General features: G+C 67.1%; 15 protein-coding genes. 11 read left to right on the forward strand and 4 right to left on the reverse strand.

Features of this window, described 5'->3' with window-relative positions; translation table 11 throughout:
* From mnmG to CJ301_RS06185, 4 genes are read left to right on the forward strand one after another with little or no spacing between them, the layout of a single operon-like run.
* Positions 1-1,866 carry a tRNA uridine-5-carboxymethylaminomethyl(34) synthesis enzyme MnmG gene (gene mnmG, locus CJ301_RS06170; RefSeq protein ID WP_099275381.1) on the forward strand — a complete coding sequence of 622 codons (1,866 nt, stop codon included), beginning with the start codon at positions 1-3 and terminating at the stop codon, positions 1,864-1,866.
* Positions 1,863-2,492 (forward strand): 16S rRNA (guanine(527)-N(7))-methyltransferase RsmG, encoded by a 630-nt coding sequence (rsmG, locus tag CJ301_RS06175; RefSeq protein ID WP_254050085.1) that lies wholly within the window; start codon positions 1,863-1,865, stop codon positions 2,490-2,492. The genes mnmG and rsmG overlap by 4 nt, the downstream gene beginning before the upstream one ends.
* Positions 2,485-3,267, forward strand: coding sequence for a ParA family protein (locus tag CJ301_RS06180; protein WP_099275383.1), 783 nt, complete (start codon positions 2,485-2,487; stop codon positions 3,265-3,267). Before rsmG ends, CJ301_RS06180 begins: the two co-directional genes overlap by 8 nt.
* Positions 3,268-3,275: 8 nt before the next feature.
* Positions 3,276-4,157, forward strand: a complete 882-nt coding sequence (locus tag CJ301_RS06185; protein WP_099275385.1) for a ParB/RepB/Spo0J family partition protein — start codon at positions 3,276-3,278, stop codon at positions 4,155-4,157.
* Between the two features lie 7 nt (positions 4,158-4,164).
* Here the strand turns inward: CJ301_RS06185 and hemW are convergent, their stop codons facing one another.
* Genes hemW through rph form a run of 3 tightly spaced genes read right to left on the reverse strand, consistent with a single transcriptional unit; the run spans position 4,165 to position 6,633 of the window.
* Positions 4,165-5,316 (reverse strand): radical SAM family heme chaperone HemW, encoded by a 1,152-nt coding sequence (gene hemW / locus CJ301_RS06190; protein ID WP_162620444.1) that lies wholly within the window; start codon positions 5,314-5,316, stop codon positions 4,165-4,167.
* A 4-nt stretch (positions 5,317-5,320) separates the two neighbouring features.
* Positions 5,321-5,926 carry a non-canonical purine NTP pyrophosphatase gene (locus tag CJ301_RS06195; RefSeq protein ID WP_099275389.1) on the reverse strand — a complete coding sequence of 202 codons (606 nt, stop codon included), beginning with the start codon at positions 5,924-5,926 and terminating at the stop codon, positions 5,321-5,323.
* Positions 5,926-6,633, reverse strand: coding sequence for a ribonuclease PH (rph, locus tag CJ301_RS06200; RefSeq protein ID WP_099275391.1), 708 nt, complete (start codon positions 6,631-6,633; stop codon positions 5,926-5,928). Before rph ends, CJ301_RS06195 begins: the two co-directional genes overlap by 1 nt.
* Before the next feature lie 198 nt (positions 6,634-6,831).
* Here rph and hrcA point away from each other — a divergent pair, with 198 nt between their 5' ends.
* Positions 6,832-7,866 carry a heat-inducible transcriptional repressor HrcA gene (gene hrcA, locus CJ301_RS06205; protein ID WP_254050086.1) on the forward strand — a complete coding sequence of 345 codons (1,035 nt, stop codon included), beginning with the start codon at positions 6,832-6,834 and terminating at the stop codon, positions 7,864-7,866.
* A gap of 15 nt (positions 7,867-7,881) precedes the next feature.
* A complete protein-coding gene (locus CJ301_RS06210) occupies positions 7,882-8,442 on the forward strand; it encodes a nucleotide exchange factor GrpE (protein WP_099275395.1) in 561 nt (186 codons plus the stop codon).
* 102 nt (positions 8,443-8,544) lie between these two features.
* On the opposite strand, the gene mutS is transcribed toward CJ301_RS06210, so the two are convergent.
* Complete coding sequence (gene mutS, locus CJ301_RS06215) at positions 8,545-11,199, reverse strand: DNA mismatch repair protein MutS (protein ID WP_099275397.1); 2,655 nt, start codon at positions 11,197-11,199, stop codon at positions 8,545-8,547.
* A 144-nt stretch (positions 11,200-11,343) separates the two neighbouring features.
* Between mutS and CJ301_RS06220 the strand changes: the two genes are divergently transcribed.
* From CJ301_RS06220 to CJ301_RS06240, 5 genes are all read left to right on the forward strand, one after another.
* Positions 11,344-13,605 (forward strand): NADP-dependent malic enzyme, encoded by a 2,262-nt coding sequence (locus CJ301_RS06220; protein WP_099275399.1) that lies wholly within the window; start codon positions 11,344-11,346, stop codon positions 13,603-13,605.
* Entirely contained in the window at positions 13,602-14,471 is an 870-nt protein-coding gene (locus CJ301_RS06225; RefSeq protein ID WP_099275401.1) for a ribokinase, read from the forward strand. The genes CJ301_RS06220 and CJ301_RS06225 overlap by 4 nt, the downstream gene beginning before the upstream one ends.
* Positions 14,472-14,491: 20 nt before the next feature.
* Positions 14,492-15,262 (forward strand): sulfite exporter TauE/SafE family protein, encoded by a 771-nt coding sequence (locus CJ301_RS06230; RefSeq protein WP_099275403.1) that lies wholly within the window; start codon positions 14,492-14,494, stop codon positions 15,260-15,262.
* A 93-nt stretch (positions 15,263-15,355) separates the two neighbouring features.
* A complete protein-coding gene (locus tag CJ301_RS06235) occupies positions 15,356-16,144 on the forward strand; it encodes a hypothetical protein (protein WP_099275405.1) in 789 nt (262 codons plus the stop codon).
* Positions 16,145-16,329: 185 nt separating this feature from the next.
* Positions 16,330-17,166, forward strand: a complete 837-nt coding sequence (locus CJ301_RS06240; protein WP_099275407.1) for a flagellar motor protein MotB — start codon at positions 16,330-16,332, stop codon at positions 17,164-17,166.
* Positions 17,167-17,201: the final 35 nt, after the last annotated feature.

Consider the following 17,201-nt stretch of genomic DNA (forward strand, 5'->3'; position numbering starts at 1 on the left):
TTGTTTCACGTGAAACACGGAACCTACGATATCATCGTGGTCGGCGGTGGGCATGCCGGCGTCGAAGCCGCAGCCATCGCTTGCCGCGTGGGGGCCAAGACGGCCCTGATCACCATGAAAGCCGCGACCATCGGCGCCATGTCCTGCAACCCCGCGATCGGGGGGCTTGGCAAGGGTCACTTGGTGCGCGAAGTCGATGCGCTGGATGGCCTTATGGGTCGTGTCGCCGATGCGGCAGGTATCCAGTTTCGGCTGCTCAACCGCAGGAAAGGGCCGGCGGTCCAAGGGCCGAGGTTGCAGGCCGACCGGGAAATCTACCGCAATACGATGCAGCGGGAGCTGGCGCAGATCGAGCTTCTTGACGTTCTCGAGGGCGAGGTTGCCGATCTCGAGTTGAAGCAGGGACGCGTGTCTGGCGTGATCCTGGCCGATGGATCGCATGTCGGGGCGGCCGCCGTCGTTCTGACCACCGGAACCTTCCTCGGCGGGGTTCTCCATTTCGGCGGAGAAACCCGCCCCGGCGGGCGGCTGGGCGATGCGGCGTCGAACCGACTTGCGGAGCGGATCAGGAGCCTCGACCTTCCGATGGGCCGGCTTAAGACCGGAACGCCCGCCCGCCTCGATGGGCGAAGCATCGACTGGGCGCGCTTGGAGTCTCAGCCCGGGGATGACGCGCCGGTCATGCTGTCGTTTCTGAACGACGCGCCGACGGCACGGCAGATTTCCTGCGGGATCACCCATACCAATCCGCAGGCCCATGAGATCATTCACGCCAATCTCGAAAAATCGGCGATGCATAGCGGAAATATCTCCGGTTCCGGTCCGCGCTACTGCCCCTCGATCGAAGACAAGGTCGTCCGTTTCGCCGAGAAGGACAGCCATCAGGTTTTCCTGGAGCCCGAGGGCCTCAACACCGACACGGTCTACCCGAACGGTATTTCTACCTCGCTTCCACTGGATGTTCAGGAAAGCTTCATCCGCAGCATGGTCGGTTTGGAGAATGCTCGGATCGAGCAACCCGGTTATGCCATCGAGTATGACTATATCGACCCGAGGGCGCTCGATTCCGGGTTGGAGCTGAAATCTCTGCCGGGGCTGTATCTGGCCGGGCAGATCAATGGAACGACGGGCTATGAAGAGGCGGCGGCGCAGGGCTGTGTTGCCGGGTCTTCTGCTGCTGCCGCCGCACTCGGTCTGCCCGGTTTGTCGTTTAGCCGAACGACCTCCTATATCGGCGTGATGATCGACGACCTGATCACCCGCGGCGTAACGGAGCCCTACCGCATGTTCACATCGCGGGCAGAGTTCCGTCTTTCATTGCGCGCTGACAATGCCGACCAAAGGCTATCGCCCGAGGGGCGGAAGGCCGGTTGCATCGGCGAAGCCCGCTGGGCGGCATTCTCGGCCAAGATGGACAAGTTGGAAGCAGGTCGCGCGGCCTTGTCCTCCGTCAAGTTCCCGGCCGCCGAACTGGCGCGCCGCGGTGCCAAGCTCAACCCGGAACGCCAAGCCAAGACGGGGATGGAAGCTCTTTCTCTGACGGATGTCGAGTTCTCGACCTTGGTCAATATGGCACCTGATCTGGGAGAGATCGAACCCGCAATCGGTGCGCAGATCAAGAACGAGGCCATTTACAGTGCCTATCTCAAGCGGCAGAGCCGCGATGCTGACGCGATCCGCCGCGACGAAGAGCGCAAGTTGCCCCGTGATCTCGATTATACAACCATTTCGGGGCTGTCGGCCGAGCTGCGCGACAAGCTTCAGAAGGCGCGCCCGGCTTCGGTGGGCGAGGCGGGGCGTATCGAGGGAATGACCGCCGCCGGTCTGCTGCTGCTGATGAATGTCAGTCGCAGGCTCGCGGCATGATGACGTCGGAAACTCCGCGGGCCCTCGACGAAATAAATGTTTCACGTGAAACAGATGCCCGTCTCGACGCATATGCCGCTCTCGTTCGGAAATGGTCCCGGTCGATCAACCTCGTGTCAAAGAACGATCTCGATCATGTCCGGGAACGCCATATCGAAGATTCGCTGCAACTGGCGTCCTTCCTGCCCAAAAACCGGGCCAATTGGCTCGATATAGGCTCGGGCGGCGGGTTTCCGGGGATCGTCATGGCCATCGTCGCCCGAGAACAGGCGCCGCAAACAAGGTTTGAATTGGTCGAAAGCGATGCGCGAAAGGCTGCCTTTCTTCGCACGGTCATCCGCGAATTGGAGTTGAACGCGACAGTGTCCTGCGAGCGTATCGAGGCGATGACGCCCCGCGCGGCCGATATCATGAGCGCCCGCGCCCTCGCACCGCTTGATATGCTGCTGTCCTATGCCGACAGGCATCTCGCCCCCGGTGGAACCTGCCTGTTCCTCAAAGGAAAAACCGTCGAGACCGAGATCCATGTCGCGCGCGAGAAATGGGCTTTCGATCTTTCCTCTTACGTCAGCCGCACAGATGCTTCCGCCCGCATGCTTTCCATAACTGGCATTCACCATGTCTGAAACCTGTCGCATCATAGCCTTGGCCAACCAGAAGGGCGGGGTCGGAAAGACAACCACCGCGATCAACCTTGGCGCCGCATTAGCCAAGGCCGGGAAGCGCGTTCTCTTGGTGGATATGGACCCGCAAGGCAATGCGTCGACCGGCCTGGGCCTCGCCGCAAGCGATCGAAGATCGACCAGCTACGATCTTCTTCTGGAGGACGAACCGGCCACCGCCGGCATCCACGGCACCCAGGTCGTGGGGCTCGACATCATTCCCGCCACGACCGATCTGAGCTCCGCCGATGTCGATCTCATTTCGTCGAAGGGCAGAAGCCGCAGCCTGCGCAACCGCCTTGCCGAGCTTCTGCGCGATCGGCCCGATTACGACTATGTCCTCATAGATTGCCCGCCCGCGCTGAACCTGCTGACCATCAACGCCATGGTCGCCGCAGGCTCGATCATCGTCCCGCTCCAGAGCGAGTTCTTCGCGCTCGAAGGTCTGTCGCAGCTCATGCTCACGCTGCGCGAAGTGCGGGCTTCGGCCAATGAGAACTTGCGGATCGAGGGCGTCGTCCTGACCATGTATGACCGCCGGAACAACCTCTCCCAGCAGGTGGAGGCCGACGCGCGTGGCACGCTGGGCGATCTCGTGTTCCGAACCGTCATCCCGCGCAACGTGCGCTTGAGCGAAGCGCCGTCTCATGCCATGCCGGTTCTCGATTACGATCCCGCCTGCGCGGGAAGCATGGCCTATCTCGAACTGGCTGCTGAAGTGATACAACGCGAAGGGTAGGGGTCGACATGGCCGAAAGACAAAAGACGCGCGGCTTGGGGCGGGGGCTCTCGGCGCTGATGGCCGATGTATCCCAGGACCAGACAGCCGCGGAAGAGGCGAGGCGCCCCGATATGATGGTTCCGATCGAAAGAATCCGTCCCAACCCCGATCAGCCGCGCCGTCATTTCGACGAAACGGCGCTCGAGGAGCTGGCCGCATCCATTCGCGAAAAAGGCGTGATCCAGCCGCTCATCGTGCGCCGTGACCCGTCCCGTGAGGGCCATTTCGAGATCGTTGCAGGCGAACGTCGCTGGCGCGCCTCGCAGCTCGCCAAGCTGCACGAACTGCCCGTCCTGATCCGCGAATACAGCGACACCGAGGTTCTCGAAGTCGCCATCATCGAGAACATCCAGCGCGCCGATCTCAACGCCATCGACGAGGCCGCGGGCTACCGGCAGCTCATGGACCGTTTCGGCCATACCCAGGAGCAGCTCGCCAGCGCCCTTGGCAAAAGCCGCAGCCATATCGCCAACCTGATGCGCCTGTTGTCTCTGCCCGAAGACGTGCAAGAGATGCTGACCTCCGGCCAGCTGACCGCGGGACATGCGCGAACCCTCGTCGGAAACGAGCAGGCGTCCAGCCTCGCGCGGCAGATCCTGCTCAAGGGAATGTCCGTCCGCGATGCGGAATCGCTGGTGCGCAAACCGGGCAAGGCCCCATCCCCCCGCGCCGCGCGCAAATCCGGCAAGGATGCCGACACGGTGCAGATCGAGAGCGATCTCTCGGCAACGCTCAAGATGCCGGTGAGCATAGATCACGATGCCCATGGCGAAGGCGGCAAGGTCACGCTGCGTTACCGCGACCTCGCCCAGCTCGATGATCTGTTGCGGCTGCTATCGGGGAACTGACCAAGCTTCAGGCCAGAAGCTCGCGCAGAATCCCGTTGAGAACAGGTCGCCCGGCAGGCGTCGCAGCAAGCCGGTCGCCTCTGCGGTGCAGCAGCCCGAGCTCCGCCAAACCGTCGACATTGGTGTCGAATGCAGTCAGTCCATCGACCAGTTCGGGCGAAAGCTCGATGCCCTCGCTGAGCCGAAGCCCCATCATCAGAGCCTCTTCCTGGCATTCAAGCGGCGTCAACAGCGACCGGTCAAGCTCGCCGCCCGAACCGGTCTCGACACCCTTCAGCCAAGCGCCGGGAGCTTTCGGAGCCTCGGTCGCCCAGCGTCCGACATCAAAGGTCAGACGGCCATGCGCGCCCGGCCCGATGCCGAGCCAGTCTCCGGCCCGCCAGTAGATCAGGTTGTGCCGGCTTTCCGCGCCCGACACGGCATGGTTCGAAATCTCATAGGCGGGTAGCCCCGCGGCAGAGGCAAGCTTCTGCGTAATCTCATACATGTCTGCCGCGTGGTCTTCGTCAGGCAGACCGCGAAGACCGCCGCGCGCCAGACGATCCCCGAAGGCCGTCCCGTCCTCCACCGTCAGCTGGTAGAGCGACAGGTGATCGGCGCAAAGCCCGAGCGCACGTTGCAGCTCGGCGGCCCAGTCTTCCGGTGTCTGGTCCTGCCGGGCATAAATGAGATCGAAGCTGACCCGCTCGAAGGCAGATCGGGCGATATCGAAGGCCTGCAGGCCTTCATCGACACTATGCAGGCGTCCGAGCCGCTTCAGATCGGCATCGTTCAGCGCCTGCATCCCCATGGAGACACGGTTGACCCCGGCCGTCCTGTAGCCCGCAAAGCGGTCCGCCTCGATCGAGGTGGGGTTCGCCTCCAAGGTCACTTCGAAATCATTGCGCAGCCGCCAGCGCCGTCCGATCCGATCGAGGATCTGCCCGACGATCCGCGGCTCCATGAGGCTCGGCGTGCCGCCACCGAAGAAGACCGATCCGAGGATCCGGTCTCCGGTCTCTTCGGCCAGCCGGTCGATCTCCTTAAGATAGGCCGCGGCCCAGCGGTCCTGATCGATCGACTGCGCCACATGGCTGTTGAAGTCGCAATAGGGACACTTCGCCTGGCAGAAGGGCCAATGCAGATAGAGCCCGAACCCGCCCCGCTGCCAGTTCTGCAAGGTCTCAGCCAAAACAGCCTCGAAGCTTTTCCACGGCGCGCGCGCGGTGGCTCATCGCGTTCTTCGTATCGGCATCCATCTGCGCAAAGGTGACGTCGTGCCCCTCGGGGACGAAGATCGGGTCGTAGCCATGCCCGCGCGCCCCGCGCATGGGCCAGATCACCTCGCCCCCGGCATGGCCTTCGAAGATCTCCTCGTGCCCGTCGGGCCAGGCCAGTACGAGCGTGCAGCAGAACCGCGCGCGGTGCGGCGCCGGGGCGCCGGAGGCCAGGAGCTCGTCATGCACCCGCTTCATGGCAATGTCAAAATCGCGGCCTTCGCCGGTTTCGGCCCAATCGGCGGTATGAACGCCGGGGCGTCCACCCAGGTCAAAGACCTCCAGCCCGCTGTCATCGGCAAGCGCCGGCAGACCGGTCGCCGCCACCGCCGCGCGCGCCTTGATGCGGGCATTGCCGACAAAGGTCGTTTCGGTCTCCTCGGGTTCGGGCAGGCCATGGTCGGCATTGCCCGTCACGGTAACGCCGAAGGGCGACAGAAGCGCGCGAAACTCGTCGAGCTTGCCCGCGTTATGCGTGGCGACGACAAGCGACGTCTCGGTGAACCGGCGCATCAGGCCACCGCCCCGAGCTGCTTGCGGGCCAGCTCGGCGCAGCCCGCTTCCGCCAGATCGAGAAGCTGCCCCATCTGCTCGCGTGAAAAGGTCGAGCCTTCGGCCGACATCTGCACCTCGATCAGCCGCGCGCCCGACATGACGAAGTTTCCGTCGACACCCGCTTCGCTGTCCTCGGGATAGTCGAGATCGAGCACGGGTTGCCCGGCATAGAGACCGCAGCTCACCGCGGAGACCGGATCGGCCAGCGGATCGGTCTTGACCAGCCCCGCGGTCATCAGCTTCTGCACTGCCAGTTTCATGGCCACCCAGCCGCCGGTGATCGCCGCGCAGCGCGTGCCGCCATCGGCCTGGATCACGTCGCAATCGATGGTGATCTGCCGCTCGCCCAGAGCGTGGAAATCGACGCCCGCGCGCAAGCTGCGCCCGATCAGGCGCTGGATCTCCTGCGTGCGGCCCGATTGCGCCGCCTTGGCCTCGCGCCGCATGCGGCTGTTGGTGGCGCGCGGCAGCATGCCGTATTCCGCCGTGACCCAGCCCTGGCCCGAATTGCGCCTGAAGGGCGGGACGCGCTCTTCCACGGTGGCGGTGCAGATCACATGGGTATGGCCGACGCGGATCAGGCAGGAGCCTTCCGCATGGCGGTTGAAGCCCGTTTCGATCTCGACGTCGCGCAGCGCGTCATTGGTCCGGCCGGAGGGGCGCATGGTCTCATCCTTTCATGTATCGGGCTTGCGCATACGCCTTGCCCGCCCCAAATCCAAGGCCGGCCCAAGTCCAGACCGACCCAAATCCAACATGGGCATGGGCCCGCATTGACCTTGGCCCGGTGCCGCCCCTAATGTGCCGTGCCCCCATGAGGACCCGAGCCCGCGATGCCAGACAGATCGCCCCGAATCGAGGATATGAACGACCGCTCCCGCGAGGTGTTCCGCCGCGTGGTCGAGGGCTATCTCGAAACCGGCGCCCCCGTCGGCTCGCGCAGCCTGACGCGCCACATGTCCGAGAAGGTCTCGGCCGCGACGATCCGCAACACCATGCAGGATCTCGAACATCTGGGCCTTCTGGGGAGCCCGCATGTCAGCGCCGGCCGCATCCCGACCCAGTCGGGGCTGCGCATGTTCGTCGACGGGCTGCTCGAGGTCGGCGATCTTGATGGCGAGGACAGGCGCCGCATCGACCGCTCTATGGAGGAGGCCGATGGCGACGTGGCCGCGTTGCTCGACCGGGTGGGCCATGCGCTGTCGGGGATCACCCATGGCGCCTCGCTGGTGCTGACGCCCAAGCACGAGGCGCCGATCAAGCATGTCGAGTTCGTCTCGCTGGCGCCCGAGCGCGCCCTCGTCGTGCTGGTCTTCGCCGATGGCCATGTCGAGAACCGCATCTTCACCCCGCCCGCCGGTCAGACGCCCTCCTCGATGCGCGAGGCCGCGAATTTCCTCAATGCCATCGCCGGGGGGCACACGCTGCGCGAACTGGCGGGCGTGATCTCGCGCGAGATCGCGGCGCGGCGGCAGGAGATCGACCGGCTCGCCGCAGATCTGGTCGAATCCGGTCTCGCCACATGGGTCAATCCGGGCGAGCAGGGCGAAAGACTGATCGTGCGGGGACGCGGCAATCTTCTGGGCGAGACCGCCGAGGCCGAGGATCTCGACCGGATCCGATCGCTCTTCGACGATCTCGAACGCAAGCGCGATCTGGCGCAGTTCCTCGATCTGGCCGAGGAGGGCGACGGGGTGCGCATCTTCATCGGCTCCGAGAACAAGCTTTTCTCACTTTCGGGTTCCTCTCTGGTCGTTTCTCCTTATATGAACGCCGACCGTAAGATCATCGGCGCCGTGGGCGTCATCGGCCCGACCCGTCTCAATTACGGGCGGATCGTGCCCATCGTGGACTACACAGCACAGCTGGTCGGGCGCCTCGTCTCCGACCGCTCCTGAAGGGAAAGACAGCAAATGGCAGAGCAAGACGAACCGCGCAGCCTCGACGAGCTGGCCGCAGAGGTCGACGAAAACGGCGAGGTGAGCGCCGAAGCCGCCGAAGGCTCGGACGATCTGGAGATTCTCAAGCGCGAACGCGACGAGATCCGCGACCGCTTCATCCGCGCGCTGGCCGATGCCGAGAACACCCGCAAGCGGGCCGAGCGCGACCGGCGCGAGGCCGAGAATTACGGCGGCTCCAAGCTCGCGCGTGATCTGCTTCCGGTGCATGACAATCTCGAGCGCGCGCTCGGCGCGATCGCCGAAGACCAGCGCGAGGCGCAAAAGGCGCTGATCGAGGGGATCGAGCTGACCATGCGCGAGCTTCTGAGCGTCTTCAAGAAGCACGGCATCCACCCGGTCGCGCCGCAGGTCGGCGACAAGTTCGACCCGCAGGTGCATCAGGCGATGTTCGAGGCCCCGGTGCCGGGGACCAAGGCGGGCGAGATCATCCAGGTCGCGGCGCAAGGCTTCCTGCTGCACGATCGGCTGCTGCGCCCGGCGCAGGTCGGCGTGTCTTCCTTTAAGGAAAGCTGATAATTTTCCGGAACTTCCGGGCCGCCTGCCCGTTGGTGGGGCAAGTGATATTTGAACGGTTTCAAAGGCGCGGCCCTCAGGGCCGCGCCTTTCTTTTTGCCGTCATGACGAGGCAGAGGGCAAAAGCCCCCGCAGCTCGTAGAGCAGCTCCAGCGCCTCGCGCGGCGAAAGCTCGTCCGGCTGCACCCCGCGCAGCCGCTCCTCGACCGGCGAGGCGGCCGCAGGGCCGGGCTGCGGCGCCGGCGGCACGGCGGCGAAGAGCGGCAGATCGTCGATCAGCGCCTGCCGCGCCCCGCGGCCCGGCCCCTCGCTCTCGCCTTGTTCGAGCGCCTGAAGCACCACCCGCGCGCGGTCGACCACCGAAGCCGGCAGCCCCGCCAGCCGCGCCACCTGCACGCCGTAGCTGCGATCCGCCGTGCCGCGGCGCACCTCGTGCAAAAAGATCACCTCGCCCTGCCATTCGCGCACCGCGACCGTGGCCGTCGCCACGCCGTCGAGCTTGGCGGCAAGCTGGGTCATCTCGTGGTAATGGGTGGCAAAGATGCCGCGGCAGCGATTGACCTCGTGCAGATGCTCCAGCACCGCCCAGGCGATCGACAGCCCGTCATAGGTCGCCGTGCCGCGCCCGATCTCGTCGAGGATGACCAGCGCGCGGTCATCGGCCTGGTTGAGGATCGCCGCCGTCTCGACCATCTCGACCATGAAGGTCGAGCGCCCCCGCGCCAGATCGTCCGACGCGCCGACCCGGCTGAAGATCTGGCTGACGATGCCGATATGCGCCGCAGCCGCGGGCACGAAGCTGCCGATCTGCGCCAGAACGGCGATCAGCGCGTTCTGCCGCAGGAAGGTCGATTTGCCCGCCATGTTGGGCCCGGTGAGCAGCCACAAGGGCGCGTCGCCCAGATCGCAATCATTGCCGACAAAGCTCTCACCGGCCCGGCGCAGAGCCTGTTCCACCACCGGATGCCGCCCGGCCTCCACGTGAAACGCGCGGCTGTCGTCGAGCCGGGGGCGGCACCAGTCGGCGCCGCGCGCCAGATCGGCAAGGCCACAGGCCAGATCGATCTCCGACAGCGCCCGCGCGAGCTGGCCCAAGGGTCCGGCGGCGTCGAGAATCGAGCCTTTCAGCCTGTCGAAGACCCGCTTTTCCAGCTCCAGCGCATGGCCGCCCGCATTGAGGATGCGGGTTTCGATCTCGTTGAGCTCGACCGTGGTGAAGCGGACCTGGTTCGCCGTGGTCTGGCGGTGGATGAAGCGCTCCGAATGCGGCGGGGCGAGCATCTTGGCGGCATGGGTGGCCGTGGTCTCGATGAAGTAGCCCAGCACGTTGTTGTGCTTGATCTTCAGGCTCTGGATGCCGGTCTCGGCGGCATACTCCGCCTGCATCCCCGCGATCACGCCGCGCCCCTCGTCGCGCAGGCGCCGCGCCTCGTCGAGCTCCTCGTCATAGCCCGAGGCGACAAAGCCGCCATCGCGCGCCAGAAGCGGCGGCTCGGCCACCAGCGCCTGGTCGAGCAGCTCGTGCAGCGCCGCATGCCCCGACAGATCGCGCACCGCTTCGGCCAGCGGGGCGGGCAGGTCGCGCCCTTCGGCCAGCGCGCCGATCTCGTCGGCGACGTCGAGCGTCGCGCGGATCGCCGCCATGTCGCGCGGGCCGCCCCGGTCGAGTGCGAGGCGCGACAGCGCCCGGTCGAGATCATGCGCGCCGCGCAGATGGCGGCGCAGATCCTCGCGCAGCCGGTCCTCGCCCACCAGATGCGCCACCGTTTCCTGCCGCGCCGAAATGGTGTCGAGATTGCACGAGGGCGAGGCCACGCGCCGCTCCAGAAGCCGCGCGCCGCCCGCCGTCACGGTGCGGTCGATTGCATGCAGGAGCGAGCCGTCGCGCCCGCCGCCCATCGCATGGGTCAGCTCCAGCGAGCGGCGCGTCGCGGCGTCGATCCGCATCGCCGACATCCGCGCCTCCTGCTGCGGCGGGCGCAGAAGCGGCAGCTTGCCCTTCTGCGTCAGCTCCAGATACTCGACCAGCGCCGCCATGGCGGAGATCTCGGCGCGCGAGAACGATCCGAAGGCGTCGAGCGAGGCGACCTGCCACAGCGCGGCGAGCCGCTTCGCTCCGCCCGCGCTGTCGAAGGCGCCCCGGTGCAGCGGCGTGACCGAAAGATCGAAGCCCTCCGTGACCTCGCCGAGCGCCTGCTCCATGCTGTCCTCGACCAGAAGCTCGCGCGGGGTAAGCCGCGCCAGCTCCGGGCCCAGCGCCAGCCTCTCGCAGCCCAGCACCGACAGCGCGCCGGTGGAGATGTCGACCCAGGCCAGGGCGCAATCCTCGCGCAGTTCGGAGAAGGCGGCGAGGAAATTGTGCCGCCGCGCGTCCAGAAGGCTCTCCTCGGTCAGCGTGCCGGGGGTGACGAGGCGCACCACGTCGCGCTTCACCACCGATTTCGAGCCGCGCTTCTTGGCCTCCGCCGGGTCTTCGAGCTGCTCGGCGATGGCCACGCGAAAGCCCTTGCGGATGAGCGTGAGAAGATAGCTCTCGGCCGCATGGACGGGGACGCCGCACATGGCGATGTCCTGCCCCATATGCTTGCCGCGCTTGGTCAGCGCGATGTCGAGCGCCTCTGCCGCCGCCACCGCGTCGTCGAAGAACATCTCGTAGAAATCGCCCATCCGGTAGAACAGCAGCGCGTCGCCATGCGCCGCCTTGATCTCCAGATACTGCGCCATCATCGGCGTCACGGTGCCGGCTTGCGTGTTCATGCGTCTCTCCCGGGGGTGCAGCGGCGCGACACTAGCTTTTGCGGGCTCCGTGCGAAACCCCGCAGCCGCGCTGACGCTAGGGCGTTGCGCCGCGCCGCAGCATCCCGCTATGCCTGTCCGTCCAAAGGCAGGAGGGACGACAGAATGGCCAAACCCCGTTTCACGCGCGAGGACGCGCTGAACTTCCACGAGGCCCCCAGCCCGGGCAAGTGGGAGGTGACGGCCACTGTCCCCATGACCACCCAGCGCGACCTGAGCCTCGCCTACAGCCCAGGCGTCGCCATCCCCTGCGAAGCGATCGCCCAGGCGCCGGAGACCGCCTATGACTACACCAACAAGGGCAACCTCGTCGCGGTGATCTCGAACGGCACCGCCGTTCTGGGCCTCGGCAATCTCGGCGCGCTGGCCTCCAAGCCGGTGATGGAGGGCAAGTCGGTGCTGTTCAAGCGCTTCGCCGACGTGAACTCGATCGACCTCGAGCTCGACACCGAGGATGCGGACGCCTTCTGCGAAGCGGTGAAGCTGATGGGGCCGAGCTTCGGCGGCATCAATCTCGAGGACATCAAGGCGCCCGAATGCTTCATCATCGAGCAGCGCCTGAAGGAAGAGATGGACATCCCCGTCTTTCATGACGACCAGCACGGGACGGCGGTGATCTGCGCCGCCGGCCTGATCAACGCGCTGCACATCTCGGGCAAGAAGATCGAGGATGTGCGCATCGTGCTCAATGGCGCGGGTGCCGCGGGCATCGCCTGTCTCGAACTGCTGAAGGCGATGGGCGCGCAGCACGACAACTGCATCATGTGCGACACCAAGGGCGTGATCTGGCAGGGCCGCAGCGAGGGCATGAACCAGTGGAAATCGGCCCATGCCGCCGACACCCCGCTCAGGACGCTCGAAGAGGCGATGGACGGGGCCGACGTGTTTCTCGGCGTCTCGGCCAAGGGGGCGGTGACGCAGGCGATGGTGAAGTCCATGGCGCCGAACCCGGTGATCTTCGCCATGGCCAACCCCGACCCCGAGATCACGCCCGAGGAGGCGCATGAGGTGCGCGAGGACGCGATCGTGGCGACCGGGCGCTCGGACTACCCCAACCAGGTCAACAACGTGCTGGGCTTTCCCTACCTCTTCCGCGGCGCGCTCGACATCCACGCCCGCGCGATCAACGACGAGATGAAGATCGCCTGCGCCGAGGCGCTGGCCGCGCTGGCGCGCGAGGAGGTGCCCGACGAGGTGGCCGTCGCCTATGGCCAGAAGCTGAGCTTCGGGCGCGACTACATCATCCCGACGCCCTTCGACCCGCGGCTCATTCACCGCATTCCCCCCGCCGTCGCCCGCGCCGGCATGGAGACCGGCGTGGCGCGGCGCGAGATCGAGGACATGCAGCAATACGAGCACGCGCTGATGGGCCGGATGGACCCGACGGCCAGCGTGCTGCGCGGCCTCAACGCCCGCGCCCGCGCGGCGCAGGCCACCATGATCTTCGCCGAGGGCGACGATCCGCGGGTGCTGCGCGCCGCGGTGCAGTACCAGCGTTCGGGCTTCGGCAAGGCGTTGGTGGTGGGGCGCGAGGCCGACGTGGCCGAGAAGCTCGCCGCCGAGGGCATGGCCGAAGCGGCCTCCGAGCTTGAGGTCGTCAACGCCGCCAACACGCCCCATCTCGATACCTACAAGGCGTTTCTCTACAAGCGGTTGCAGCGCAAGGGGCTCGACCAGCACGACATCCACCGCCTCGCCGGGCGCGACAGGCATGTCTTTGCCGCGCTGATGCTGGCGCATGGGCATGGCGACGGCATGATCACCGGTGCCACTCGCAAATCGGCGCATGTGATGGAGCTGGTGAACCACGTCTTCGACGCAGGCCCCCATGACGGCGCGGTCGGCGTTTCGGTGGTGATGCATAACGGGCGGATCGTGCTCATCGCCGATACCTTGGTGCATGAATGGCCCGACGAGGAGGATCTCGCCGACATCGCGACGCAGGGCGCGCAGGTGGCGCGTGAGCTGGGGCTGGAGCCGCGTGTCGCCTTCGTCAGCTTCTCGACCTTCGGCTACCCGGTCTCCGAGCGTGCGACCAAGATGCATGTGGCGGCTTCGGTGCTCGATCGCCGCGGGGTCGATTTCGAATATGAGGGCGAGATGACCGTCGATGTCGCGCTGAACGCACGCGGGCAGGAGAACTATCCCTTCTCGCGGCTCACCGGCCCGGCCAACGTGCTTGTGGTCCCGGCGCGGCACTCGGCCTCGATCTCCGTGAAGCTGATGCAGGAGATGGCGGGGGCCACGGTGATCGGCCCGATCCTGTCCGGCGTCGACAAGCCGATCCAGATCTGCTCGACCGTCTCGACCGTGAACGACATCGTCAACATGGCCGTCATGGCCGCTTGCAAGGCGAGGCGCGCATGATCTGGAACCTGGGCTCGATCAATGCCGATCACGTCTATGCGGTGCCGCATATCCCCGCGCCGGGCGAGACGCTGGCCGCGACCGCGCTGACCTACGGGCTGGGCGGCAAGGGGGCGAACATGTCGGTGGCGGCGGCGCGCGCGGGCGCGCGGATCGCGCATCTGGGGGCCGTGGGCGCCGATGGCGGCTGGATGGTCGAACGGCTGGAGAGCTACGGCGTCGATTGCGCCCATGTGCAGCGCCGCGAAGGGCCGTCGGGCCATGCGATCATCGCCGTCGATGCACGGGCCGAGAACGCCATCACGCTCTTTCCCGGCGCCAATCGCGAGATCGATCTCGACGCCGTGAAACAGGCTCTGGACAAGGCCGATCCGGGCGATCTGCTCATCACGCAAAACGAGACCAACGGCCAGGTCGAGGCGGCGGCGCAGGCGCGGGCGCGCGGGCTCAGGGTCGTCTATGCCGCCGCCCCCTTCGAGGCCGGGGCGGTGCGTGCGGTGCTGCCGCATCTCGATCTTCTGGTGCTCAACGAGGTCGAGGCGCAGCAGCTCTCGCAGGCGCTGGGCACGCCGATCGAGGAGCTGCCGGTGCCGCAGGTGGTGGTGACGCTGGGCGCCGCGGGCTGCGACTGGATCGAGACGGCGACCGGCGCGCGGCACCATGTCGATGCGCCGCGCGTCGAGGCGGTCGACACCACCGGCGCGGGCGACACCTTCACCGGCTACCTGCTCGCCGGGCTGTCCGAGGGGCTGGAGATGCAAGCGGCGCTGAAGCTGGCCACGCAAGCGGGCGCGCTCAAGGTCGGGCGGCACGGCGCGGCCGATGCGATCCCCTCGCGCGAGGAGGTCGCGCAAGCGGCGTTCTGAGGGCGCGCGCGGCGGTCATCATGCAGGATTTCGTCTTCTCCGACCCTTGGGCGCTTCTGGCGGGCTGCGTCGCGGTGGTGCTGGTCGGGCTTTCCAAGGGGGGCCTGGGCGGCGCTCTGGCGCTCCTGGGCGTGCCGATCATGGCGCTGGCGATCCCGCCGGTGCAGGCGGCGGGCATCCTGCTGCCGATCCTTCTGGTGATGGACGCGATCAGCCTCTGGGCCTGGCGCGGGCAGTATCACATGGCGACCCTGAAGCGGATGCTGCCCGGCGCGGCGCTGGGCATCGGCATCGGCTGGCTGACGGCAGCGCTGGTGTCGGATGCGATGGTGCGGCTGATCGTCGGGGTGGTGGCGTTGGCCTTCTCGGCGCGCTGGCTCCTCTCGGGGCAGACCCGCCGCGCCGCGCCCCGGCCGCAGAACGCGGCCCGCGCCTCGCTCTGGGCGACGCTGGCGGGCTATACCAGCTTCGTCGCCCATGCGGGCGGCCCGCCCTTTCAGGTCTATGCGCTGCCGCTCAGGCTCGATCCAAAGCTCTTCACCGGCACCAGCGTGATCTTCTTCGCGGTGGTCAACCTCATCAAGGTGATCCCCTACGCCGCGCTGGGCCAGTTCGACGCCACCAATCTCATCGCCGCCGCGGCGCTGCTGCCGCTGGCGGTGGTGGCGACGCTGTCGGGCGCGTGGGTGGTCCGCCGGATGCGGGCCGAGATCTTCTACCCGGTGATGTATGTCATGGTGGTGCTCGTCGGTCTCAGATTGTGTTGGGAGGGCCTCTTTGCGCCCATTTAGGCTCGATCGGGCTTTGACAGCGCGGGCCGGGGCCGCGCATTCTGCTTCATCGAATGCCAAGGCCAGACCGGCAGGCCATCGAAAGGTCCACTCATGCAGATCTCCGTCAGCCTCGCGCCCCCCTCTGATCCCGGCCCCGGGACCGGCCCCGTCACGGTCGGCTGGTGTCTGAGCGAAACCAAGGGCGGCCTGATCTACGCCCCGCCCGAGCGGGTCCGCTCGACCGATCTCGACCGGCGCCACGCCAAGTCGGCCTCGCGCTGCCCGGCGGTGATCAATCTCGAAAGCCGCTATTTCCTGATCCGCTGCCCCTTCGACATCAATGTCGGCTTCGACCGCGACGAGAAGGGCGCGCCGCGCCTGCGCAACCTGAGCGGCCCGGCAAGCGCGATCCGCGGCTCCAAGCTCGGCGAAAAGCTGCATGTCGTCTCGGAGGCCGAATGGCGCCACAAGGGCGTGCCAACGCTGCAGCTGGCGCTGCCTTACGTCTTCCTGTGCGACGCGCCGGTCTATCTCAGCCAGGTCTCGCCCTTCATGCACTACACCCCGAACCCGCTGCCCGGCACGATCTTCGGCGGGCGCTTTCCGATCAATGTCTGGCCGCGGCCCCTGATGTGGGCCTTCGAATGGCACGAGCCCGAAAAGCCCCTGAAGATCTCGCGCGGGGACCCGCTGTTCTATGTCGGCTTCGAGACGATGCCGCAGGATCGCGGGGTGGCGATGGTCGAGGCGCAGCGCACGCCCGAACTCGTGGAATATCTCGAGCTGATCTCGGGCGCGGTGAACTACGTCAACCAGACCTTCTCGCTGTTCGAGGCGGCCGAGGCCCGCCGCCCCGAGACGCTGGTCACCCCGGTGGCGCGCCGATCGCGCGGCACCTGAACGCGGCCCCCATGCCCGCCCGGCGGCGCGGCAGCGATCCCGCGCCCGCGCGCCGCTTTGTCCCCCTTGGCAACAGCCCCGCCCGGCGCCGCGCGCCGGCGGCGGCGCGCCCGCGCTACACCTCGGATTAACGCCGCCGCGCTATCGCCTGTCCCGGGGGCCATCCAGGGCCGAGGGGGAGCTGCATGTCCGGACAGAACGCGCCGATCATCATCAAACGCAAGAAGGTCATCGCCGGGGGCGGGCATCATGGCGGCGCCTGGAAGGTGGCCTATGCCGATTTCGTCACCGCCATGATGGCCTTCTTCATGCTGATGTGGCTGCTCAACGCCACCACCGAGCAGCAGCGCAAGGGGCTGGCCGACTACTTCGCGCCGACCATCGCGATCAGCCGCACCTCCGCCGGCGGCGCCGACGTGCTCAACGGCGACACGCTGCACCAGAGCGACGCGCTGAGCCAGTCGGGCACCGGCTCCAACATGGGGCTGCGCGGGGCCGTGCCGCCCGACCGAAGCCCGCCGCGCCTGCGCCCGGGCGAGGGCGCGGCGGCGGCCGAGGTGGCGGCGCTGCGCGAGATCGAGGAGATGCTGCTCGGCCGCGGCGGCGAGAGCCTCGTGGCGCGCAAGGCGCTGCGCCACGTGGTGACGAAGCTGACCGACGAGGGGCTGGTGATCGAGATCTTCGCCCGGCCCGGCGCGCCGATCTTTCCGCCCGGCGACACCGTGCCATTGCCGGTCACCCGGGCGCTGCTGGGCCTGGTGGCGCAGACCGCCGCGCTGGTCGACAACCCGGTCGCGGTTTCGGCCCATCTGGCCGCGCGCCCCGTCGTTCTGGCCGACAACCCGGTCTGGCGGCTTTCCTCTGGCCGGGCCGAGGCGGCGCGCGACGCGCTCGAGGCGGCGGGTCTGGCGCCGTCGCGGATGCGCCGCGTCACCGGCCTCGGCGATCGCAGCCCCGCCGCCGACGGCCCCGCCGCGCCGCGCAGCGACCGCCTCGAGATCACGCTGCTGCGGCGGCATTAGCACCGTCTTAAGCCTGTTGCTCTAGGCCATCGGGC

The organism is Limimaricola cinnabarinus (assembly GCF_002723615.1).
GTDB lineage: Bacteria > Pseudomonadota > Alphaproteobacteria > Rhodobacterales > Rhodobacteraceae > Limimaricola > Limimaricola cinnabarinus_B.